The 23,565-nt window shown below is 68.4% G+C and carries 15 protein-coding genes; 8 read left to right on the top strand and 7 right to left on the bottom strand.

Annotation, left to right across the window (positions count from 1 at the left end):
- Nucleotides 1-3,681 (top strand): ATP-dependent RNA helicase HrpA (hrpA, locus tag D7X99_RS12825; RefSeq protein WP_233613329.1); only part of this gene is annotated, 3,681 nt, incomplete at its 5' end.
- Between the two features lie 47 nt (nt 3,682-3,728).
- Here hrpA and D7X99_RS12820 read toward each other — a convergent pair.
- Entirely contained in the window at nt 3,729-4,088 is a 360-nt protein-coding gene (locus D7X99_RS12820) for a spore germination protein GerW family protein (protein WP_121778047.1), read from the bottom strand.
- 168 nt (nt 4,089-4,256) lie between these two features.
- Here D7X99_RS12820 and D7X99_RS12815 point away from each other — a divergent pair, with 168 nt between their 5' ends.
- Nucleotides 4,257-5,186: a methyltransferase domain-containing protein gene (locus D7X99_RS12815; RefSeq protein WP_121778046.1), complete on the top strand. Its 930-nt coding sequence runs from the start codon at nt 4,257-4,259 to the stop codon at nt 5,184-5,186.
- Here D7X99_RS12815 and D7X99_RS12810 read toward each other — a convergent pair.
- Nucleotides 5,078-6,343: a hypothetical protein gene (locus D7X99_RS12810; RefSeq protein ID WP_121778045.1), complete on the bottom strand. Its 1,266-nt coding sequence runs from the start codon at nt 6,341-6,343 to the stop codon at nt 5,078-5,080. The genes D7X99_RS12815 and D7X99_RS12810 overlap by 109 nt on opposite strands.
- 220 nt (nt 6,344-6,563) lie before the next feature.
- Here D7X99_RS12810 and D7X99_RS12805 point away from each other — a divergent pair, with 220 nt between their 5' ends.
- From D7X99_RS12805 to D7X99_RS12795, 3 genes are all read left to right on the top strand, one after another.
- Entirely contained in the window at nt 6,564-7,883 is a 1,320-nt protein-coding gene (locus tag D7X99_RS12805) for an amidohydrolase (protein ID WP_121778044.1), read from the top strand.
- A gap of 195 nt (nt 7,884-8,078) precedes the next feature.
- A complete protein-coding gene (locus D7X99_RS12800; protein ID WP_233613328.1) occupies nt 8,079-10,100 on the top strand; it encodes a hypothetical protein in 2,022 nt (673 codons plus the stop codon).
- A gap of 38 nt (nt 10,101-10,138) precedes the next feature.
- Nucleotides 10,139-10,744 carry a Crp/Fnr family transcriptional regulator gene (locus D7X99_RS12795; protein ID WP_121752466.1) on the top strand — a complete coding sequence of 202 codons (606 nt, stop codon included), beginning with the start codon at nt 10,139-10,141 and terminating at the stop codon, nt 10,742-10,744.
- On the opposite strand, the gene D7X99_RS12790 is transcribed toward D7X99_RS12795, so the two are convergent.
- From D7X99_RS12790 to D7X99_RS12780, 3 genes are all read right to left on the bottom strand, one after another.
- The gene (locus tag D7X99_RS12790; protein WP_121778051.1) at nt 10,722-11,363 is read right to left on the bottom strand and encodes a DUF4386 domain-containing protein; all 642 of its coding nucleotides are present in this window, start codon (nt 11,361-11,363) and stop codon (nt 10,722-10,724) included. The genes D7X99_RS12795 and D7X99_RS12790 overlap by 23 nt on opposite strands.
- 351 nt (nt 11,364-11,714) lie before the next feature.
- Nucleotides 11,715-12,776 (bottom strand): alpha/beta hydrolase, encoded by a 1,062-nt coding sequence (locus tag D7X99_RS12785; RefSeq protein WP_199733811.1) that lies wholly within the window; start codon nt 12,774-12,776, stop codon nt 11,715-11,717.
- Nucleotides 12,777-12,787: 11 nt separating this feature from the next.
- Nucleotides 12,788-13,987, bottom strand: a complete 1,200-nt coding sequence (locus tag D7X99_RS12780) for an MFS transporter (protein WP_121778042.1) — start codon at nt 13,985-13,987, stop codon at nt 12,788-12,790.
- Nucleotides 13,988-14,190: 203 nt separating this feature from the next.
- On the opposite strand from D7X99_RS12780, the gene D7X99_RS12775 reads away from it, so the two are divergent.
- Nucleotides 14,191-15,096, top strand: coding sequence for a LysR family transcriptional regulator (locus tag D7X99_RS12775; RefSeq protein WP_121778041.1), 906 nt, complete (start codon nt 14,191-14,193; stop codon nt 15,094-15,096).
- A 137-nt stretch (nt 15,097-15,233) separates the two neighbouring features.
- Here D7X99_RS12775 and D7X99_RS12770 read toward each other — a convergent pair whose 3' ends face one another.
- On the bottom strand, nt 15,234-19,325 hold the full coding sequence (locus tag D7X99_RS12770) for an ELWxxDGT repeat protein (protein ID WP_158627000.1): 4,092 nt from the start codon (nt 19,323-19,325) through the stop codon (nt 15,234-15,236).
- A 181-nt stretch (nt 19,326-19,506) separates the two neighbouring features.
- The gene (locus tag D7X99_RS12765; RefSeq protein WP_158626999.1) at nt 19,507-20,880 is read right to left on the bottom strand and encodes a S41 family peptidase; all 1,374 of its coding nucleotides are present in this window, start codon (nt 20,878-20,880) and stop codon (nt 19,507-19,509) included.
- Nucleotides 20,881-20,975: 95 nt separating this feature from the next.
- Here D7X99_RS12765 and D7X99_RS12760 point away from each other — a divergent pair, with 95 nt between their 5' ends.
- Together D7X99_RS12760 and D7X99_RS12755 are read left to right on the top strand one after the other, a co-directional pair.
- Nucleotides 20,976-21,578, top strand: a complete 603-nt coding sequence (locus tag D7X99_RS12760) for a helix-turn-helix domain-containing protein (protein ID WP_121778038.1) — start codon at nt 20,976-20,978, stop codon at nt 21,576-21,578.
- Between the two features lie 114 nt (nt 21,579-21,692).
- A complete protein-coding gene (locus D7X99_RS12755) occupies nt 21,693-23,354 on the top strand; it encodes an invertase recombinase-like protein (RefSeq protein ID WP_120595571.1) in 1,662 nt (553 codons plus the stop codon).
- Nucleotides 23,355-23,565: the final 211 nt, after the last annotated feature.

Raw genomic sequence — 23,565 nt, 5'->3', positions numbered from 1 at the left:
CCCGGCGACTTGCCCACCCTGCGCTTCCCCCCTGAGCTCCCCATCTCGAGCCGGGTGGAGGACATCACCGCGGCCATCTCCGCCCATCAGGTGGTCATCGTCGCGGGGGCCACCGGCTCGGGGAAGACGACGCAGCTGCCGAAGGTCCTGCTCGCCATGGGGCGCGGCCGCCCGCGCCAGATTGGCGTCACCCAGCCCCGGCGTATCGCCGCGACGAGTGTGGCGGCGCGCGTGGCTCGCGAGCTCGGCACGGAGCTGGGCACGGACGTCGGCTACCAGATCCGCTTCGAGGACCGCTCGTCCCGGCGGACGGCCGTGAAGTTCATGACGGACGGGGTCCTGCTCGCGCAGATCCACAGCGACCCGCTCCTGAGCCGCTACGACACCATCGTGCTCGACGAGGCTCACGAGCGCAGCCTCACCATCGACTTCCTGCTCGGGTGGCTCAAGCGCATCCTCCCCAGACGCCCCGACCTCAAGGTGGTGGTGAGCTCGGCCACCATCGAGACCGAGCGCTTCTCGCAGTTCTTCGGGGGCGCTCCCGTCATCCAGGTGGAGGGCCGTACCTTTCCGGTGGACGTACTCTACGAGCCGCCCCCCGAGGACGACGAGCTGGCCGACTCCGTCGCCAATTCGGTGGCGAACGTGCTCTCGCTCGACCCGGACGGGGACGTGCTCGTGTTCCTCCCTGGTGAGCGGGAAATCCGTGAGGCCGAGAATGCCCTCAACGCGCGCGAGCTCCGCGGCACGGTGGTGCAGCCCCTGTATTCGCGCCTGTCGGCCTCCGAGCAGTCGCGCGTCTTCGCCACCATCCCCCAGCGCCGGGTCATCCTCGCCACCAACGTCGCGGAGACGTCGATCACCATCCCGGGCATCGTGTACGTCGTGGACACGGGGGTGGCGCGCCTGTCGCGCTACGACCCACGCTCGGGCACCACGCGCCTGCAAATCGAGCCGGTCTCCCAGGCCAGCGCCGACCAGCGCAAGGGGCGCTGCGGACGCGTGCGCGAGGGCATCTGCGTGCGCCTCTATGACGAGGTGGGCTTCACCACGCGGCCCGCCTTCACCGACCCGGAGATCAAGCGCACCGGGCTCGCGGGGGTCATCCTGCGGATGAAGTCCCTCGGCCTCGGTGACGTCGAGGACTTCCCCTTCCTCGACCCGCCCCAGTCGAGGGCCATCGCCGAGGGATGGCGGGTGCTCGAGGAGCTCGGGGCCATCGAGGGCAAGGAGCGCACCTTGACGCCGCTCGGGCACCAGCTCGCGCGCTTCCCGGTGGACCCGCGCATCGCGCGGATGATTCTCGCTGGCGCCGAGTACGGGTGCGTGGACGAGGTGCTCATCGTCGCCGCGGCGCTCAACCTGCAGGACCCGCGCGAGCGGCCCCGGGAGCTCGCGCAGAAGGCGGACGAGCTGCACCGGCGCTTCCGTGACGAGCACTCGGACTTCACGGGGCTGCTCAAGCTGTGGGCGTTCGTGCGCGAGGCCGAGGAGCGCGGGACGTCCCACCTGCGGCGCGTGTGCCGGGACAACTTCCTGTCCTTCCTGCGGGTGCGCGAGTGGCGGGACGTCCAGCGCCAGCTCGAGGAGACCGTCCGCGAGCTGCGCCTGCCGCGCAAGGGCCGGGGCGCCCCGGCGCGCGGGGACGTCCTGCACCAGGCGCTCCTCACCGGGCTGCTGTCCCGAATCGGCCAGTGGAATCCGGAGCAGCGCCACTACACGGGCGCGAAGCAGACGCGCTTCATGGTTCATCCCTCGTCGGCGCTTTCGAAGAAGCCCCCTGCCTGGGCGATGGCGTTCGAGCTCGTGGAGACGACCCAGCTGTTCGCGCGCACCGTGGCGAAGCTCGAACCGGAGTGGCTCGCGTCGGCGGCCCCCCACCTGCTCAAGCGCAGCTACTCCGAACCGCACTGGTCGGAGAAGTCCGCGCGCGCCATCGTGAAGGAGAACGCGACCCTCTTCGGGCTTCAGGTCTTCAAGGAACGCCCCGTGGCCCTGGCCAGCATGGACCCCGCCCGGGCACGGCTGATGTTCCTCGAGCATGCCCTGGTGCGCGGCGAGTACCGCACCCGGGGGGCGTTCCAGGAGGAGAACCAAGAGGTGCTCGATCGCGTGGCGAGCCTGCGGGACAAGGCCCGGCGCAGCGAGCTGCTCGACAGCGAGGCGCTGCTGACGTTCTTCGACCAGCGCGTCCCGGCGGACGTGACGGACGGAGCGGGCTTCGAGGTCTGGCGCCGCAAGGCCGAGGCGGCCGACCCCGACGTGCTCATCCTCTCGATGGAGGATGCCCTCTCGCACGACCCGGGCCTGTCCCCGGCGCACTACCCGGACGCCATCACCCTTCACGGCGCGTCCGTACCGGTGACGTACACCTTCGACCCCTCGGCCGAGGACGACGGCATCACCCTGAGCGTGCCGCTGCTGCTGCTCGCCCAGCTCGTCCCAGGTGAGCTCGACTGGACCATCCCCGGTTGGCAGCGGGAGAAGCTCACCGCCCTGCTCGAGCAGGTTCCCCGCGCCCTGCGCAAGCAGTTGGGGCCGGTGCCGGCCCTGGTCGACCGTCTCGAGAAGGAACTCGTGCCCTTCCGCGGGCCGATGATTCCAGCGCTCGCGCGTGCGGTGTCCCGGCTGTGCGGCGTGGACGTGCCCGAGGAGTCCTTCCGGGCGGATGCGGTGGTGCCGTACCTGCGCATCACGCTCCGGGTTCTCGACGAGCGGGGCAAGGAGCTCGCGAGGAGCCGCGACGCCGACGCGCTGCTCGAGCAGCACGGGGGACATGCGCGGGCGGCGCTGCGCAGCGTGGCACCGACTTCGGACTGGGAGCGCAAGGGGCTGACGGCCTGGACCTTCGAGCTGCCCCCCGTGGTCACGCGGCGGGTCGGCGGGCTCGAGGTCCGCACCTACCCCGCGCTCGTCGACCGGGGCGCTGCCGTGGACCTGGTGCTGCTCGAGACCTCCGCCGCCGCCGACGCGGCCACGCGCACGGGGGTCCGCAGGCTCCTGATGCTCGCCGCGCGCGGACACGTGGCCGTCAGCGCCGCGCGCATGCCGCTGCCCTTCCCGTCCCTGGACGGCGCGCCGCCCGCGCGGGGCCTGGCCGACGCCTTCCGGGCGCTCGTCCTCACACGCAGCGTCGACGATGCGTTCAAGCTCGCACCGGGTGCACCGCTGCCCCGCACGAAGGCGGCCTTCGAGGCGCTGGTCCGTGAGGGCTCACCGCGCATCGAGCAGACGGCCCGGGACTGGACGAACGTCGTCGTTGCCACCTCCGCGGAGCTCGCTGAGACGCTCGCCGCACTCAAGGCAGCCTCCAAGGGGCAGAGCGGCGCGGCGGCCGTGCGGGACATCCGCTCGCAGCTCGGGCAGCTGTTCCCCGCGAAGCTCATCGAGTGGATTCCCTTCGCGCGCCTGCTGAACTACCCGCGCTACCTCCGCGCGGCCCAGGCACGGCTGTCGCGTGCGGTGGCGAACCCCAGCAAGGACGCAGGGAAGGCCGCGCCCTTTACCCCCTTGTGGGACACCTTCCTCGCCAGGAGCGCCACCGTGCGTGACCAGGAGGCGGCGCAGGAGCTGCGGTGGGCCTTCGAGGAGCTCCGCGTGGCCATCTTCGCTCCGGAGGTGACGACGCCCGTGTCGGTGACGGTGGCGAAGGTCGGCGCGGCCCTCGCGGCGCTGCGCTAGAAGCGAGCGGCTGTGCGTGCGCGACGAGAGCTTCGGCCGGGGACGGCCTATCGCCGGCCACTCAGCCGCGTGCGCGAGTAGACGAGCAGGGCAATGCCAGCCAGTACCTGCAAGCCAAGAACGATGCGTGTGGGCTCCACGACAGGCAGCCACGACACCTTGTCTCCGCGGATGACAAAGGCGCCGGCCGGGCGCGCGCTCAGCCCGAAGCCCGTGCCCTCCCCACGTCCCATGCCTTCCTTCGAGTGGCCCTCATGGACCGGGCCCTCGCCCCCACCGCCGCCTCCACCGCCCCTCACGTGCGCGACGGGAATCACGGTGACCTCGCCCTGCTGGATGGGTTGGCCGAAGACGCAGCGCGCGGAGATGCTGTCGCGGGTCCGGTCGATGAGGTCGATGATGTCCATGGCGGATAACCCCTTCGAGTGCTCCCGCCAGAGATAGGCACGGAGGGAGCGCGCGCCATCACACCAGGCCACCGACCCGGGGCCAGGCTCGCCGTCAAGTCTGGAGCGAGGTTCCCGCAACCGCGTCCGCCAGCATGGAACTCGGCTGGTTGATACAACTCCTGACCCATGGCGCCCTCTCCCCCCGTTCCCCCCGCCGCGCCCTGGTGGGTTGAGCGCGCAGAAACGCTCCTGGCCCCCAGCGATTTGCGGACGATGGGCCTGGGCGCGCAGTGGGAGCTCTTCGAGCGGTTCGCCTTCGTGCAGGAGAACGTCGAACCGGAGTTGCTCCTGCTGGATGTGCGGGCCCGCCCGGAGCTCCAGGCGCTCTGGACCGCGCTCCAGGCGCGTGCACTCCTGGTGACCGCGGCGCTGGATGCGTCCGGAGACGACGTCGCCCAGCAGCTTCGAACGGGAGACCTCTCGCCAGCCCGCTTCCGGGAGCAGTGGGAGGGGCTCGGCTTCACCGAGGCCACGGGCCGCGCGAGCACGGCGGCGGATGACTGGCTCGAGGGCCTGCTACGCATTTCACGTATCACCACCGGCCAGGACCGCCCCCCGTTCGGTCAGGTGAACATGGCCTCGCGGGCCCAGCGCATCTCCGACTTCCTCTCCACCACGAGTCCGGGGCCGCGCGACACGGTCTACGATCTCGGCTGTGGCAACGGGAAGTTCGCCATCACCGTCGCGGCCAGCTCCTCGGCCCGGGTCAAGGGCGTGGAGTATGGAAAGACATACGTCGAGTCCGCGCGCAGCAACAGCGCACGTTTCGCGCTGCCGAACCTGGAGTTCATCCACGCGGATGTCCGCGATGTGGACCTGTCGGATGGCACCGCTTTCTATTTGTATTTCCCCTTCTGGGGAGAGGTGGCGCACGCGGTGGCCCGGATGCTCGGGGACGTCGCGCGGGCGCGGGACATCACCGTGTACGCCTCGGGTCCCCGCCATGACTACGGCGAGCACTTCCTCGAGCAGGTGTCGCAGGGAGCGCTGTGTCTTGCGCCGCAGCGCCACGACTTCGCCGACGTGATGGTCCTGCGCAGCGCCGCCTTCGCGTGAGGGGCCTGGCGTTCCCCTGCCTCTTCATCCGTGTCGCCCCAAGCCACCGGAACCGGCGGGGAGTCGGCCAATGTCTCTCGCACCCACGCGAGCTGTGCTGACTTCTCCCTGGCCAGGAGCGGCCCGGGCGAGGCGGCGGTGAGCGCCGGCTGCTGGCTGAGCGGCTGCAGCTCACGCTCGTAGTCACACGGACCAATCCGCATCATCGTGCAGAGGACGCAGGCGCCCCTGGGGCGCCGCAGGTGCCCGGTCCGTGGATTCATGGCGAGCCGGCCCGCCCTCGCCTCCTCCAGGAGTTGCTCGATGACCCGCGCTCGGGACTTCTCGAAGTCGGCGGAGTCCCCGGTGCTGTGAGGCGCGAAGATGACTCGCGCCCCCAGCTCGCTGCCATCCGGCGCGGCGCCGAACCTCAAGCGGATCTCCCGGGACATCAGCGACTCCAGCGGCTCCCCTGGCTGGGGAGCGCCCTTCACGAAGAGAGGCTTCAACTCGGAGATGAGCGCGTTCGCGGTGCTCTGGCTGAAACACAGCAGCACGGAGGGCAGGCTCTGGAAGAGCTGTCGGAGGAAATACCTCCGCTCGCGGAAGCACTCGCCGACGATGCCATCCCGCTGGGCGACCGTCATCGGGGGCAGCTTCGGATCCTCCGGGGAGGCTCTCGTGGTCCACTTCGCCGAGGGACACGCCACCATGTTCCCGTAGGAGAGATCCTCCCCGACCCGGAGCTTGTGACCGCTCCAACCCATCCCCTCCGCCACGGCGTCCAGCAGCCCCTGATACGTCTCATACATCTTCTGGGGCTGGAGCTTGAGGGGCACCCGGCGAGCACCGGTCTCGTCCGCGGGCACTTGAAGCTCGAAGTCGGAGTCCGGGGTGTCCTGCTCGCCGCCGCCGAAGCGCTCGTAGTCGGCGCGCGGCACCTCCAGCTTGTCCACCGCGCGGTACCGGAAGTAGTGCGCGTATTGCTGGTAGTCGTCGAACAGCGGGTAGAGCGACTGGCGCTTCGCGCTCCACCACGCCGGGAGGTTGGGGTTGATACCCACCGCCATGATGGGGGCCTTGCGGCAGCCACTCAGCGCCTCGGGGACCAAGGGGGCGCGCCCTACGTACTTCGCCGGGTGGACGATGCCTGGCTCGGGAGGCGGGCGGTCCTCCACGTAGTCGTAGCTGTGGTAGCTCCCCCCACTGACGGAAATAGGCGCAGGGATGGGGCGGCCGGAGGGGTTCCTGCGCCGAGCGCATGGCGTTGCAGGGCATGAGTTCGTAGATGAGCTCGACCTCAATCGGAAGATTGCTCGTGGACATAGGTCCCCCCGACTCGAATGTATGCCTCGCCCGAGTACAGTGAGGGCTCCCTGACGGTCAGGAGACCCCCTGGTGAAAACGCTCCCCCTGCTTCCCCTGCTCTTCGCCTGTGTCGCGGCGCCCGGCGGCCTCGCGCTCGCGGAGGCGCCCCCTCCCACGGTCCTCGCGGGCCTGGACGCGCTGTACCCCGAACTGGACGCGCTCTACCGCGACCTGCACCAGACGCCCGAGCTGTCACTCCAGGAGGAGAAGACGGCCGCGAAGCTGGCCGAGCGCCTGCGCAAGCTCGGCTTCGAGGTGACACCGAAGGTGGGCGGGCACGGCGTGGTGGCCCTGTTGCGCAACGGCAAGGGCCCCACGGTGATGCTGCGCACGGACCTGGACGGGCTTCCGGTGGAGGAGAAGACGGGGCTGCCCTACGCCAGCAAGACGAAGGCGAAGGATGCAGGCGGGACGGAAGTCTCGGTGATGCACGCGTGCGGGCACGACGTGCACATGACGTCATGGATTGGCACGGCCACGCTGCTGGCGCGGACGAAGGACCGGTGGCGTGGCACGCTGATGCTGGTGGGGCAGCCCGCCGAGGAGATTGGAGCGGGGGCCCGGCAGATGCTGGCGGACGGCCTGTTCAAGCGCTTCCCCAAGCCGGACGTCGCCGTGGCCATGCACACCGTGGCCAACGCCGCGGCGGGGACGGTGCAGTTCACCCCCGGCTATGCGCTGGCGAGTGTGGACTCGGTGGACGTCACCCTCTACGGCAAGGGCGGGCACGGTGCGTACCCGCACACCACCGTGGACCCGGTGGTGATGGCGGCGCGAACCATCCTCTCCCTGCAGACACTCATCAGCCGGGAGAAGAGCCCGCTGGAGCCGGCGGTGCTCACGGTGGGCTCCATCCACGGAGGCACCAAGAGCAACATCATCCCGGACGAGGTGCGCCTGCAGCTCACGCTGCGCACATACAAGCCGGAGGTCCGCAAGGCGCTGCTGGCCGGCATCGAGCGCATCGCCAAGGCGGAGGCGATGGCATCTGGAGCGCCCCGCCCCCCCACCGTCAACGTCACCGAAGGCACGCCCGCCACCTACAATGACCCGGAACTCACGAAGCGGCTGGTGGCCGCGGTGGGCAAGGTGCTGGGCGAGAAGAACCTCAGCGAGACGCCATCCGTCATGGGCGGAGAGGACTTCTCCGAGTACGGCCGCGCGGGCGTGCCCTCGGTGATGCTGTGGCTGGGCATCACCGAACCCAAACGCTTCGCCGAGGCCAAGGGCACGGAGGAGGCACTCCCCTCCCCGCACTCGCCCCTCTACGCGCCGGACCGCGAGCGCGCGCTGCGCACCGGCGTCACCCTGATGACCACCTCCGCGCTGGAGCTGCTGGGCAAACCCTGACGTCCCCACCCGGGCGCCTCGGGCTTTTCATCCGTTATTGACGGAGTGCCAATAGAGGCCTATCGTTTCGCTTAGCGAGGCGCCCGACCCTCATCCTCCGCGCGCCCCTCCGCCTCGCCGTCAGCAAAGTCAGCCGCGAAGCAGGAGGAGCTCATGCGCGTTGTGAGAAGGCCGTTCGTCGGAAGCGGCGCCGCCGTGCCATTCGTTCGCATGCTGTCTGTCATGGCGGCGTTGGCGGTGCCTGGCGTCGGCGCCGCGAGTGATTTGCTGGGGAGCAGTCGAGGCGGCTCGGCGCAGTGGGACTTCTGCTATGGCAAGCCGGACAGTGCGCTCTTGCCGGTGGATCCTCGGACCCTGGTGCAGCCCGGCATCAGTGACGGGCGGGCGGTGCACTTCAATGCCTACTGGAAGAATTGTCATGTCGACCCGGAGGTCGTGAAGGAGCAGGGAGCAGCGAAGAGCTGTGGCGAACTGCGTGCGCGCTTCGCGCATGGCGAGGGGCTGCTGACCAATGGCCATCCCGGAGTGGGCGTGCTGTTCACCGGCACCAACTACACGCGGCCCGAGGCTGCGTTCGGCATCGCGACCTTCTCCGCGGCGCAGTACAACGAACTGTGGCGCGTCTGGGGCTTTCCCTTCCGTCCCGACAACTTCGACACCCTGGTCTCCCAGCGCTACGGGTCGGGGCAGAGCACCGCGCGCAATCCCTATCCATTGCCCGGGCAGCTTCCGAATCTCTCCAACGGCGGGAGCGGACAACTGCCGCAGATGCTCACGCAGCTTCGCAACCCGGATGGGAGCTGGAGCGGCCGCATCGGCGTCACCTGTCATGCCTGCCACAGCGGCATGGTGGGCAAACCCGGGGATGGCCCGGGCCTGGGGGTGCAGGTGGGCGGCGGCAGCAGCCTGGCGGACCTGGACCTGTTCCTGAGCGACCTGTTGCCCCTGGGCTACCCGGCGTCGCTCGCCACGTTCCTGAACCTCAACCGGACCCGTGGCACCAACAACGCCAGCGACATCAACCTCGCCTTCCTGTTCCCGGACGAGAACCTGCTGACGCCTTCCGAGGTGATTGGGCTCATCAACTCCGGCTCGACCGCCGGAATGGATACGCCCGCCTGGTGGAACATGGGGCACCGGCCGGTGAAGTTCGTCGACGGCGTCTTCCCCATGGATGCGCCGCGCGTGGACATGGTGTTCTACACGCCGTTCATCGGCCTGTTCGGAAGCGCCGGCGGGCCGCTGAGTGAAGCGGGCCAGGACTGGATGCGGACCAACGGCCCGGCGCTCAACACCTGGGTCGATTCCCTCAAGTCACCGCCCTATCCACTGCCCATCAACCAGACGCTGGCCGAGCAGGGGGCGGTGCTGTTCCACACGCTCGACATGTGGGCACCGGCGCGCAACAACGCCGTGCCGCGGCCTCAGGGCAACGGCTCGTGCGCGAGCTGCCATGGGGCCTACTCGCCCCGCTACGTCAACAACCCGGCCTTCCTGGCGACACCGGCGCTGGAGGGCATGGCGAGCTACATCGCCCCACTGAGAATCATTGGCACCGACCCGGTCCGGGTGAATACCAACAACGCGGCGGTTCAGTCCGCGGGCGCCAAGAACTTCTTCGGCTACCCCTCAACGGCTGGCACCGCCAACGACTGTGGTCCGCAGAACCAGCCGCACATCCGTGGCAATCGGGAACTCGGCTACCTCGCGCCGCCGCTGTACGGGGTCTGGGCCACCTCGCCGTACTTGCACAACGGCTCGGTTCCCAATGTCTGGGAGGTGCTCAAGCCCGCTGACCGCAAGCCCATCTGGCGCCGGGTCTCCGCGCCGCCGCGGTGGGATCAGCCGCTGAGCCTCATGGGCTTCGACACGGACCTGCAACGCGCCTACGACTCCACCAGGCTCGGCTGGAAGTACGACACCATCCCCTGCAAGTGGCGCACGCCCCTGAATCCAGCGGTGTCGCCGTACATCAACTGCCAGCCGGGCGACGAGTTCACCACTCCCCTGGCGCAGGAGATGATGAACGTGCTCTTCAGCAACCTGGCTCTTTCCTGGAACATCCTCTTCCCGCCCACCCGCACGCGGCAGCAGCTCGAGGACCGGAAGATCTACAACACCAACGCCTTCGGCCAGGACAACGGCGGCCACGAATTCAACTCCGTGCTCACCGACCCGGAGCGTCTGGCCATCATCGAGTACCTCAAGACGCTCTGACTTGAGAAGATGGGGCCCCGCCGTCGCGCGGGGCTCCCATGAAGAACAAGCTCGTCGACTACTTCCGCCGCATCGCTCCTCTGTCGGATGAGGAAGCCCAGGCCATCCTGGACAGCATGGTGGTGAGGACCTGTCCGAAAGGCACTCACCTGCTCATGGCGGGCCAGGTCTCCACCGAGGCCTACTTCGTCCTCCAGGGCTGCGTCCGCCAGTACGCCCTCGTCGACGGGGAGGAGCGGAGCAACGGGTTCTTCAGCGAGGACGAATGGGTCCTCTCGATTCACAGCATGATGAATCGGACCCCGGCGGATCACTTCATGGTCTGCGCGGAAGACACCACGGTGGTCGTGGGCACCGAGCAACGCGAGGGGGACCTGTATCGGCGCTTCCCGCGCTTCGAGAGCATCTCCCGGAGGGTGATGCAGAAGGTCCTGGCGGAACAGCAGGAGCGGTTCGCTTCCTATCTCACTGAGACGCCGGAGCAGCGCTACCTCAAGCTCTCGAAGGCGCGGCCGGACATCCTCCAGCGGATTCCCCAATACCAGCTGGCCAGCTACATCGGCGTGAAGCCCGAGTCGCTGAGCCGGATCCGGAAGCGCATCGCCACGCGCGGCAAGCCGGCTACGCCGCGACGGAGGGCGTGACCGTCCGGAACCCCCGGGCGATGAGCCAGCCGCCGAGGATCAGCTCGAACAGGCCCCCGGGCCCGGAGAAGTGGATGCCCCACGGCAGCCCGAAGAGCTCCAGCACGGCCCCCAGCGCCAGAAGCCCGTAGCCCACCGCGCCCACCAGCGGGAGCCACGAGGGAAGAAGCCGGGAGCGGTACAGCGACAGGCAGAACGCCACGCTGCCGACCCCCAGGATGATCATCGCGAGCTGGTACGCCCAGAAGTTCCCTTTCGACAGCAGCTGGACCAGCGTCGCCTGCCCTTGCGCGGATTCTCCGAGCTCAAGGATGCACAGCAGGAACACCACTCCGACGATGAGGGTCAGCGCCTCCATCACCCGCGTGCAGACGTACGCGACGGCGATGCCCGGGCTCCGCTCACGGAGGAGGGGAAAGAACAGCACGCCAATTCCGACGACGAAGAGGGAGTTCAACAGGAGCAGCAGCGCGCCCCCCACGAACAGCGTCCTCTGTCCGGCCAGGTGCTCCGGCTCATTCAGGACGGAGGTGACGAGCGCGGTGCCGATGCCGTAGGCGAAGAACGGAAGGAGAAAGAGAGCTCCCAGGGAGCGGGAGTGAAGGCGGGAGGTGTTCATCACGAGGGCACCAGAACGTTCAGCGACGTTGTGGCCTCCAGACTGGAGGGGGGAGCCCTCGCCCGCATTGACGAGGATCAAGAAGTGGGCACGGCCCGGTCCACCCTACCCGCCACGCGGGTCCATACTCCGCGTGAACCCGGGCTTGCGGCGCGCGTGCGAAGCCTGCTCGTTGAGCTTGATGACCGAGCACAGCGGCAGGTCCTCGATGCGGCCGAGCGCACGGATGCGCCCGAGGTAGGCCTCAGTCAGCCCGCCCGCAGCTCCGCGACCGTCGCCGCTTCGAGCGCGAAGGCACCGGCCGTGGTGGCCCCGATGCCTCCTCCGGGAGGAAGGGCCCGCTTGCCTCGGTCACTTCAGGTTCGTCATGAAGAACGTGGTCAGCTTTTCAAAGGGAATCCGGCCGACGCGGTCGTAGAGGTCCACGTGACCCGCGCCGGGCACGAGGACCCGTTCCTTGGGTTCACCGGCGAGCCGGTAGGCCTCGTCGCTGAACTCCCGGGAATGGGCGTTCTCGCCCGCGATGAAGAGCATCGGCCGGGGAGAGATCGTCTCGATGTCCGTGAACGGGTAGAAGTTCATGAACCGGGTATTGCTGCTGAGCGTCGGGTGCGTCGTGGTGTTCGAGTGGTGCCCACGCGCGGTGCGATAGAAGTCGTAGAACTCGCGATCCGTCGCAGTGGATTGGTCATTCAGGGTCTCGGGCGTTCCGCTCGTATATTTCGTTTCACCGCCCGCGAACTCCACATCGCGCTGCAGGGCTGCCTCCTCGATGTACTTCTTCCTCTGCTCGAGGCTCACCGAATGCCGGAGCCCGTTCCGGTTGGCGGCGCCCATGTCATACATGCTGACGGTCGCGATGGCCTTGATGCGAGGATCGATCTTGGCGGCGCTGATGACGAAGCTCCCGCTGCCGCAGATTCCGATGGCGCCCACCCGCTCCTTGTCGACAAACGGCTGGGAGCGCAGGAAGTCCACCGCGGCGCTGAAGTCCTCGGCATAGATGTCCGGCGCGACGACATTGCGGGGTTGGCCCGCACTCTCGCCCCAGAAGGACAGGTCCAGGGACAGGGTGACGAATCCCTGCTCCGCCATCTTCGTGGCGTACAGGTTCGCGCTCTGCTCCTTGACCGCACCCATGGGATGTCCGACGACGATCGCCGGGGTCTTCGCGTCGCGGTTCAGGCCTTTGGGAACGAACAGGTTCCCAACGACATCCATCTTGTATTGGTTCTTGAAGACAACCTTCTCCACGGTGACCTGGTCGCTCGTGTAGAAGTTGTCCGCACCGTTGGATGTGTCACCAGACGCGAGGCCCGGTGTTGGACGCGCCACTGCTGCCGACGGCGATGCGCAGGCCGCGAGCGCGGAGAGGGACACCCGCAAGAGCGCGCCAGGCAAACGTGATTTCATTGTCTTCATCCTCATGGGTTGATTGAGCCTTCAGGCTTCGACGCTCGGATGGCCAGCAGGGCCGCGCCCCCGAGCAGCAAGGCGCTCACTCCGAACGAACTCCGGTAGCCGCTCCGGTCGAACAGCAGCCCTCCAAGCGAAGCGCCCACGGTGATGGCGAGTTGGATGGCCGCGACCATGAGGCCGCCGCCAGCCTCCGCGTCGCGCGGCAGTGTGCGGCTGAGCCACGTCCACCACGCGACCGGTGCCGCCGTGCCGATGAGTCCCCACCCCACCAGCAGGACGGCCGTTGCCGCGAGGGATGGGCCGAAGACGATGAGCAGGACCGCGATGACGGCCATCGCCACGGGGGCTGAGATGAGCACCGCGGACAACCGCCTGCCCACGAGGAAGCCGATGAGGTACGTGCCCAGAAGCCCCGCGACGCCCATTCCCAACAGGAGCAGCGAGAGGGTGGACACCCCGACCCGTGTGACGGTTTCCAGGAAGGGACGCAGGTACGTGAAGAGGGCGAACTGGCCCATGAAGAAGAGCGTGACCGCCAGGATGCCCCACCGCGCCTTCGGGCGCCGGAGGATGGCGAAGGTGCTCGGAGGCGGAGCGGCGCGCTCCGTGGGCATTGGGGGCAAGGTGGAGGCCTGCCACACAAGGGTGATGGCCGCGAGCGGAACGACCGCGAAGAACGCGCCCCGCCACCCGATGTACTGGCCCAGGAAGCTGCCGAGCGGCGCCGCGATGGTGGCGGCCAGCGCGTTGCCACCGTTCAGCAGGCCAAGCGCGCGCGGTACCTCGTCCCGGGGGACCAGGCGCATGACGGTGGCCGCGGACAACGACCAGAAGCCGCCAATGACGACGCCGATGAGCGCACGGCCCACCATGAGCACGGCGTAGCTGGGCGCGAAGGCGGTCACGAGCCCCGAAGCCAACATGACGCCGGTGAGACCGAGGAGCAGCCTCCGGCGGTCGACGGACCTGGCCAAGGACGTGATGAAGAGGCTCGTCAGCACGGCGAAGAGACCGGAGACGGCGATCGCCTGGCCCGCGCGGCCTTCGCTCAGGTGAAGGTCCGACGCGATGGGCGTCAGGAGGCTCACCGGCATGAACTCGGACGCGATGAGCGTCGAGACACACAGGGTGAGCGCGAACACGGCGCTCCATGACGCGGAGCGCGGGGCCGGCGCCACGGACGCGCCAGCGAGTGAGATGGACATGAGGCTCCCTCAGGTTGTCGGGCGCGCTGGAAGGCTTCGACGTCCGCAAGGCCCTTGCCGTGCGCGTCATGCCCCCGAAGCAGCAGGGCCCGGTGAAAGAACTACGCGGCGCACCCTCCGAGGACTAGATGTCGAGGAGCGAACGGGCCGTTAAGCAGGAGTTGATGGTGGCCCGGCGATTCGTGCCCCAGAGGAGTCCCGACATGAAGACGGTCCTCTTCCAGCAGCTGCACGTGTTCCTTGCCGTCGCGCGGCTTCAGAGCTTCCGTGGCGCGGCGCGCGAGCTCGGCGTCTCCACGGCCGCCGTGAGCCAGTCCGTCCGGCAGCTGGAGGAGCAGCTGAGCGTGGTCCTGCTCCACCGCACCACTCGCAGTGTGTCCCTGACGGATGCGGGACGGCGGCTCGTGGAGGAGGCCGGTCCGGGCCTTGCTCAGGCGGCCGCCGCGCTCCACGGTGCCTCGGCCGAGCCAGGGGAGGTCGTCGGACGGCTGAAGCTGTCCGTGCCACGAGCAGCGGTGTCCCTGCTCATCGCGCCCGTGCTGTCAGCCTTCCGCGCGCGATACCCCCGCGTGGAGGTGGACATCATCGTCGAACAGCGCCTCATCGATATCGTCGCGGAGGGCTACGACGCAGGCGTGCGTCTGAGCGAGACCATCGAGCGCGACATGGTGCAGGTACGTCTGACGGATGCCTTCCGCTTCGTGGTGGTGGGTGCACCGGCCTATCTCGATAAGCGCGGGGCTCCTGAGCGCCCCGAGGACCTGCTCCAGCACGAATGCATCGTCCTGCGCTCACAGACGACCGGAACTCCCTATGCCTGGGAGCTGGAGCGCGAAAGCAGGACCTGGCGCATCCCGGTGCGCGGCAATGTCGCCACCAACGACGAGATGGCCGGCGTGACATTCGCCATCGAGGGGCTGGGGCTGGCGTACGTCCAAGAGCCAGCCATCCAGGAGCATCTGGATTCCGGACGCCTCGTGCGGGTACTGGAGGACTACGCGCCCTTCGTGCCGGGTTTCTTCCTCTACTCCCCCAGCCGCGCACAGCGCTCGGAGCCCCTGCGCCGCTTCATCGGGGCAGCGAAGGAGCTGGCTGGCAGGGCGGGCTGAATTGCTCGGGTGCCGCGCCTTCGCGGAGCAGTTCCAGGTGGCCATTCGTGGCTGCGCGGAGTCGCCCCATCCCACGCTCTTGAGCACCAGCAGGTCCGGGACGCCCTGCACGAGGGAGTGGCCCCGGGCCCTTTGCCTCAACACTCCCGGCGGGAACGCCTCTGGAGCCAGAAGGCGCTCCCCAGGAGCGCGAACCACGCGGCGCCTCCACCACCGCCGGAAGCCTCCGCCGAGCACGCGCACCCCGTCGTCACCTCCCCGCCCGCCGGTGGGGGCACGAAGTACGCCACCGTCACCTGGAACGTGCACGAAGCGGAGAGGCCTGACGCATCCTGGGCCGTCGCTGTCACGACCGTCGCGCCGCGCGGAAACCCACTGCCAGACGCGTGGCTGTAGGTCACGGGAACCACCGGCGTCACCGCATCCCGGGCCACGGCCTCCGGGAAGGTCACGACCGTGCCCTCGTCGCTCCCGGTCTTGATCACCACATCCGAGGGGCAGCTGAGCTCGGGGGGCGTGGTGTCCCTCACGGTGATGGAGAAGGCACACGTGGCGGCATTGGACGCCGCATCCGTCGCCGTCACGGTGACCTCCGTGGTTCCCAGCGGGAAGCGGGCCCCCGCACTGGCGCTGGACGTCACCGAGGGGAAAGGCGTCACCGCGTCCCGGGGATTCACGAGAAGGAACGGAACGGACGCGCCGTCGGGGCCCTCTGCTTCGGCCACGAGGTCCCCCGGACAGCCCACTTGCGGCGGCGTGGTGTCGCGCACGGTGACGGTGAAGGCACAGCTCGCCGTGCGCCCTCGTTCGTCACGTGCGGTCGCCGTCACCAACGTGTCCCCCAGCGGGAACACGCTGTCGCTCGCGGAGCTGTACGTCACCGACACCCCGCCGGTCCCCGTGGCGCTCGCTTCCGGGTAATGGACGGGCGCACCCGTGGCGGCAATGGCCTCGGCCTGGATGTCCACCGGACAGGTGATTGCCGGTGCTGGCGTCTCCGCCACCTGGACTTGGAAGGCGCACGAAGAGGAGTTCCCGGCGGCATCCGTCGCCACGACCGTGACCTTGGTGAGCCCCAGACCAAACCGTGTCCCGGTCGCATGGCTGTATTCGAGCGTCGCGGCGGAGACCGTATCCGTCGCGATGGCGTCCGGATACTCCACCGTGGCGCCGTCATTGGCCGTCGCCCAGGTGCTCACGTCCACCGGACAGGTGAGTTCCGGCGGCGTGGTGTCCCACACGTCGACCGTGAAGGAGCAGGTGGCGCTATTGCCCACGGCGTCGGCTGCGGTGACGACCACCGACGTGGTCCCCAGCGGAAACGGGGTCCCGCTCTCCTGGCTGTAGCGGAGCGTCGGAGTCTCCCCGCGCTCATCGGTTGCCGTCACGAGCGGGTAGTCCACCGTCGCACCCTGGGCGCTCGTCGCCTCGGCCACCAGGGACGCTGGGCACGTCAACCGGGGTGGCGTCTGGTCTATGACCCGCGGGAGGCGCCACACCTCACTCCCGTGCAACCCGTCGTAGGCGACGAAGATCAGATCGTCGCCCAGCTGCGCCAGCTGCCCCGGATTGGACCACTCCCCGCCTCTCGCGAAGGGCTGCGTCCCCGTCGACGTTCCATCGCTCTGCCAGATCGTCGTTCGGCCCTGGCCAGACAAGGTTGTGAACAAGAGCGTTCCCCCGACGACCACGAAGTTGCTGGGATAGGAACCCCCGACGCCGGGGACGAGGTCCTTGACACAGACCGTGCCCGCCTCGGAGCCATCCGTGCGCCACAGCTCGTTGCCCTGCTGGCCGTCGAAGAATCCGAAGAAGAGCTGCCCCTGGTAGACCTTGAGATTGGATGCGGAGATGGTGGAACTGGCGCTCCCAGGAGAGAGGTCCTTGACGCGCACGGTGCCTTCTTCCGTGCCGTCACTCCTCCAAAGCTCCGTGCCACTCGAGCCATCATTGGCCATGAAAAAGGCCACTCCGTCCACATCGACGAATTGGCCCCAGTCGGGCGTCCTGCTGCTGGCGGTCCCGGGCCAGATGTCCTTCACCCGCATGGTGCCGGCCTCGGTGCCGTCGCTCTTCCACAACTCGGAGCCCGTGACGCCATCATTGGCGAAGAAGAAGAGCTGCTCGCCCACCGTGGAGATGTCGATGGGGGTACTGCTCCCGCTGCCCACGGCGATGTCCTTCACCCGCACGGTGCCCGCCTCGGTCCCGTCGCTCTTCCACAGCTCGTAGCCCGAGGTGCCTTCGGAGGCCGTGAAGTAGACGTGGTCCTTGAGGATCGCGAGCCCGGGAAGGGGCGGAATGCTTTGCGCCACGGGATCGATGTCCTTCACCCGCACGGTGCCTGCCTCGGTCCCGTCGCTCCGCCACAGCTCTCGCCCCCCGATTCGCTCCGAGGCCGTGAACAGCAGCAGGTTCCCCAGTCGCCGCAGGTTCGCGACATCCCTCCCTCCTTCGGGAAAGCTGTTCAGCACCTGCATGGTGCCTGACTCGGTGCCGTCGCTCTTCCACAACAGGGAGGACCCCGCGGCGTCCAAAGCCGTGAAGTAGAGCAGGCCCCCCATCGGCGTCAGTTGCGTGGGCATGCCCCGCTTCTGCCCTGGCAAGAGGTCCTTCACCAACGCGGTTCCCGCCGGAGTGCCATCCGTCCGCCAGAGTTCCCGCCCATGCGGGCCATCCTCAGCGCCGAAGTACAGCACGCCATTCAAGGCCACGCCGAAAGAGGGAGCGGAGCTCTTCTTGAAGGTGGAGATATTCCGCATCTGCACGGTGCCAGCCAAGGTGCCATCGCTCCTCCAGAGCTCGCGGCCGCTCACCCCGTCATCGGCCGCGAAGTAGAGCGCATCCCGGACGACCCGCAGGGAGGAAGGCGCCGAGCTGGCGGCACCAGGCCACAGGTCGACCGCCCGGACCGTCCCGGCTTCCGTGCCGTCGGTGCGCCACAACTCGGCTCCGCTCGTCTCATCTTCGGCGGTGAAGTACAGCAGGCCCTGGAAGGCGGCGAGCGAAACGCGCTCTTGCACCGAGCTCCCGCGACGGATCACCATGACGCGCTGGGTCCCCGACTCCGAGCCATCGCTCTTCCACAACTCGCGGACGCCCGCCCCGGTGCGACGGGTGAAGAAGAGGAGGTTGCCCACCACGGTCAGAGACTGCGGCCTGTCTTCTTCCCGGGAGGCGGGAAACAGCGAGACCTCGACCGTCCCCTCCGCGGTGCCATCGCTCTTCCACAACGCGACAAGGCTTCGATCCTGAGCGGTGAAGAAGAGCGTGCCATGGACGTTCGTGAAAACACCAAGCCGGTTGTCCGCGCCACGGGAGGTGATGTCCTTGATGCGCACGGTGCCCGCAGCCGTCCCATCGCTCCGCCACAGCGCCCGTCCACCCGATGGCTTGGGCCCCTCGAAGTACAGCCGGTTCCCGATGACCGCGCAGGCCAGGTCCGGGGTCGGTTCGAAATCGCCCCAGTTTTCCTCATTGAGGGTCCTGACGACGACGGTGCCGTTCGCGGTGCCATTGCTCTTCCACAGCGCGAGGCCGTACGTCGAGCTGTTGGCGACGAAGAACAGCGTCCCGTTGAAGTTCGTCAGACAGCCGGGTTCCTGCATCGTGGGGGGCTTCTGGGGCTGCACCAGGACGGTGCCCGCGGTCGTTCCATCGCTCTGCCAAAGGCGTCTTCCGTACGCGCCGTCGTCGGCAGTGAAGAACAGCGTGTTCCCCACCGCCGTGAGCTGTTCCGGATACGAGCTATCCGACGGGTGGAGGTTCCTCACGCGCGAGGTTCCCATGGCGGTGCCATCGGTCTTCCACAGCTCAACATCCTGATTGCTGGTGTCCGCATCTCCGGCGGTGAAGAAGACGGTGCCGTTCACCGCGGTGAAGGACGCCACCTCATGAAGGCTCAGCTCTGGGCGCGGGTAGGGAGGAAGAAGGCGGACGGTCCCGTTGACGGTCCCATCGCTCCTCCAGGGAGCATGGAAGTCGGGAAAGAGTCCGGCCGAGAAATAGAGGAGTCCATTCGCCTCCGTCAGCGTCATGGGCGAGGAATCGGTGTCCCCCGGCCACAGGTCGCCCAGGAACTCAGCGGCGTACTGTGGCGGGTCCAGCAGTCGCGCCGACTGAGTGACGGGCGAGAAGGGCTTCTCCTTCGCCTCCTCGCAACCGCCCACGCCAATGAGCGCCCCCACCGCGGCCAGAACCGCGAACAGCCTCAACCCCAACGAACTCATGCCGGGAAACATCGCCGGGGGAGCCACTCCAGATCAAACCGGGTTCGGACACACTCACCCGCGAGCAGCACGGCTCCCAAGACATACTTGGAAACCGGGCCTCACCCGGGAAGCGTGAACTTCCCACCTGAAACGACCACGAGCGGCCTTCGCTAGGAGACCGCCCGCAGTGAGGACAACCTCAGGGAAGGTGCGAGCCCACGGGCCGCGACAGCAAGACATCCACGGCGGCGTGGGGGTGCAACGGATCGTCGTCGAGCACCACGTCCGGCCGCAGCAGCACCGGTTCCCTCGCCCCCGAGGGACGGTCCAGCACGAACCGGGGATAGGACAACATCAGCCCTGTGTTTGGCAGGGCCACGCTCTGCACGCCGCCGGACTGGCGGACCCGCACCGCGTCCCCCACTCCCGCCACGGCACCGAAGTGGTAGTCCTGGACCACGTTGCTGAAGAGCACCGCTGACGAATAGGTGAGCGGCCCGACCAGCAGCCAGACCTCCCCCTTGAAGCGAAGCGGCTCATCCACGCGAGGCTCCTCGAGGCTGGTGATTTCGCCGGCAACCACCTGCCCGGTGGTCTCCCCTGGCTTGCGAGAGCGCTTGCGGTAGCTCGAACCCGCGCGATAGGGCCGGTCCGCCACGTAACGGAGGATGCCCTCCTTCCACATGTCGTCATCCCCTCCGCCATTGGCGCGCAGGTCGATGATCAGCCGTCGCGTCCCCGCGGTGCGCATCCTGCTGAAGGCGTCCTGGGTGAAGGCGAAGTAGCGCGCCTTGTCCGGCCAGGAGCACGAGCCCAGCGTGAGCAGGGCATCCCCACCCTCGAGAAGCTCGAAGCGGTAGAGCCGCTCGAAGTCATCCTCGGCCTGGAGCATCGCGGGAAGCTCGTGGCTCGCCGGCACGCGTACGACTTCAACCCCGTCCAGCTCCACTTCGAAACGCGCCGGCGTGCCGTGAAGCTTCCAGTAGTAGAGCCACCATCGCTGCGAGAGCAATGCCGCGCGGAAACGAGGCGTGTCTCCGTGCATGCGGGACATCAGCTCCCGCACCACTTCGCGCGCGTCCTGTCCGTTGATGCGCGTGAGTGCCCGGCCGGCATGCGCCGTGGAGCCTCCGCCGAGCGCCGAGAGAATCCTCGGCGCACCGTCCGGCCCGAGGAACACCTCGAACGGGAAGAAGCCGCCCCCCGAAGACAGATGCGCGCGGCTCGCCTCCCGCCAACCCTGGGGTCCCATCAGCACGTGTCCGTCCGCGAAGGCCGGGTTCAGCCGGGCCAGCGCCGCCCATGCCTCGTCACGCGGCAGGGGATGGTCGAGCGTGCGTTCGACCTCCGCCCGAGTTCGTTCGAGTTCGCTCCGGTCGACGGAATGCACCAGGTCCGGATGGTTGCGTTCGAGGGTCTCCATCGCGAAGCGCAGGTCCGCCCGCACCGCCTCGGGCGAGAGCGTCTCCGGCGCGGCGGAAGGTGGGGGGATGGAGGCACAGGAAGCGAGGACGGCGGTGGCGAGTGCGAGCGCGCCACGACGCACGGTGTGGAACACAGACGAATCGAACATGAAGGCTCCGAGGCTGCCCGGCATGGCTTGCAGCGGCCACCCCATTGTTGAAATACTGCACGAAATTTCAACAAAGAAGCCGGAGCCGACCGCGCATGCCCAGGACGTTCGATCGCCGCGCCATCCAGGATCCCGCACAGATCCGGCTGCTCTCCTCTCCGGTGCGGCAGGAGCTGGTGGACACCCTGGCCGCGCTCGGCGGAGAGGCGAGCGTCGCCGACCTGGCGGAGGAGCTCGGGCGTCCGGCGGACGGGCTCTACTACCACCTGCGCGCGCTCTGCCGTGGCGGGCTGGTCCGCGAGGTGGCTGCGACCGAAGGAGACGAGCGGCGCTACCGCCTCGCTGGCACCGGTGATGCGCCTCTCCGGCTGGCCTACCGCGCGGGAAGGGCTGGCAATCTCGGAGCTGTGGGAGGTTTTGCCCGGGGCCTGCTGCGCGTCGCGACGCGCGACTTCGAGCAGGCGCTGAAGTTGGAGGACGTGGCCCTCGACGGTCCGCGACGCGAGCTCTGGACCGCTCGCAACAAGGGCTGGCTGAGCGCCAGGGACGTCGAGGAGGTCAACAGACTCATCGAGCGCCTCTGCGAGCTCACCAGCCAGCCGAGGGCGCCCGGCCGCGAGCAACTGATGAGCCTCTCCTTCGTGCTCGCGCCCATCCGGGCTCGCGCGAAGCGGCGGGCTCCGTCCGGAACCCGCTGAGGCCCGCCAGTCCGCGGTCCATTCCGGAGGAAGAAACGCGCCACCGGCCCCTGGGGAGGTTGCTCTCCGGTACAGTGTGGTACGAAAGATCCAGTTCTGAAACCGGAGGCTGCGTTGAAGTTGTTTCGAGTGTGCCTGACTTCGCTGTTGGTGTTGGCCGTCGCGTGCGGCGGTGATTCGGATTCTCCGGAGGCGCCCGACGCCGGGCAGTCCCGGCCGGACTCGGGCACCGGGACGCCCGACTCGGGCAATCCGCTGCCGGACTCCGGCACCGAGACACCGGACTCCGGCACCGAGACACTGGACTCCGGCACTGAAACGCCGGATTCCGGCACGGAGACGCCCGACGCGGGCTCCGAGACTCCCGACTCCGGCACCGAGACGCCTGACGCCGGCACCGAGCCGACCGACGCGGGCTCCGGGAATCCGGACGCGGGCGGGCCCACCGAGGTGAACGTCATCGACAACGGTGGCTTCGAGGAGTGGTCCGGTGCGCTTCCTGCGCGGTGGTCCGGGAGCACGACGAACATCGAAGAAGTGGTTCGGAAGGTCACGACGCAGCCCTTCGAGGGCGTGAACGCGGCCCAGCTGATCAACACCTCGGCCACCCACAGGCGCTTCACCACCGTGGCGAAGTCCATGGCAGCGGGCCGCTACTCCTGCACCTACCAGGCGCGGGGAACCGGTGACGTCCGCAACGGCTGGTTCGGCACCGACTACTCCAGCTACTCGGCCTACACCTCCGTCGACACCCGGACGTGGACCCAGGTGAGCTACAACTTCAACCTGGCCAACTCCGTCTTCGACACCTTCGAGCTCATCTTCAGCGTCCGGAACACCAGCGGCGATCACCTGCTCATCGACGACGTTCGCTGTGTGCGGGCCCCCGAGCCGTGCGACTCGGTCAGCTGCGAGGCCTGGGCGCGTTGCGACAACACCACCGTGACCTGCAAGCCGCTCTCCGGCCGCTGCGACGACGCCACGAACTGCAGCGAGTGGCAGTCCTGCGACGCGACCCACACCTGCGTGACCGCCGAGGACCGCTGCACCCGCCACGCGGATTGCGCGGGGACCCCGGAGACGCCCGTCTGCGACACCGCTTCACACCTCTGCATCGAGGGCGACCCCTGCGCCGGCGTTACGTGCAGCAACCCGGCGACGAGCTGCAACCCCAGCACGGGCGTGTGCGAGCTGGCCGAAGGCGCCTGCTTCACGACGTATGACTGCCGCGGCGCCCTGCCTGCCTGCGACCCGGCCACCCGCCGCTGCGTCGCGGCCAGCCACTCCGCGAACATCATCCGCAACGGCGGCTTCGAGAACTGGAGCACCCGCGCCATCCCCTACTACGGGAACAACTACGTCCCGGACTACTGGTACGGCCTGGACAACGGCATCACGGACCCGGGTTCGGAGATCAAGCCCTCGCGCCTCGCGCGCTACACGAGCGCGGTGCACGGCGGCTCGGCGGCGCTGCAGTTCGTGGTGCCCATCCAGGTCGCGGAGCGCTTCACCACGGAGAAGTTCAACGTGCCGGTGGGCAACTACTCCTGCTCGTACCGGGTGCGCGGCCACGGCAGCATCCGCCACCGCAGCTACTCGAGCGGCGGCTGGAGCCCGCAGACGGACTTCGTCACCGTGGACAGCGACGAGTGGCAGCCGGTGTTCTTCCGCTTCACCGGCAACGTGCGCGACTGGCGCCTGTTCTTCTATCCGAGCCGCAGCGTCGCCGACCGCGACCACCTCCAGGTCGACGACGTCGTCTGTACGAAGGACTAGGAGTCGTCGCTGACATGAGGGGAGCGATGTGCGCGTGAAGCGTCATCGCTCCCTTCGCGCCATGGACAGCCAGGCGCCAAGGCGACCTCCCCACTCGATCCGAGCGAAAAGACGCACGCCTCCGTGCCGATGAACGGGCTCGAGCGTTGGCTTCGCTCGGACCTGGGAGTCGTCGCCAGCGAGGGCCGGATTTCACGGTGGAAGCACCCAA

Source organism: Corallococcus sp. AB032C, from assembly GCF_003668935.1.
In the GTDB taxonomy this organism is placed as follows: domain Bacteria; phylum Myxococcota; class Myxococcia; order Myxococcales; family Myxococcaceae; genus Corallococcus; species Corallococcus exiguus.
This window is presented reverse-complemented; position numbering and strand designations above follow the sequence as displayed.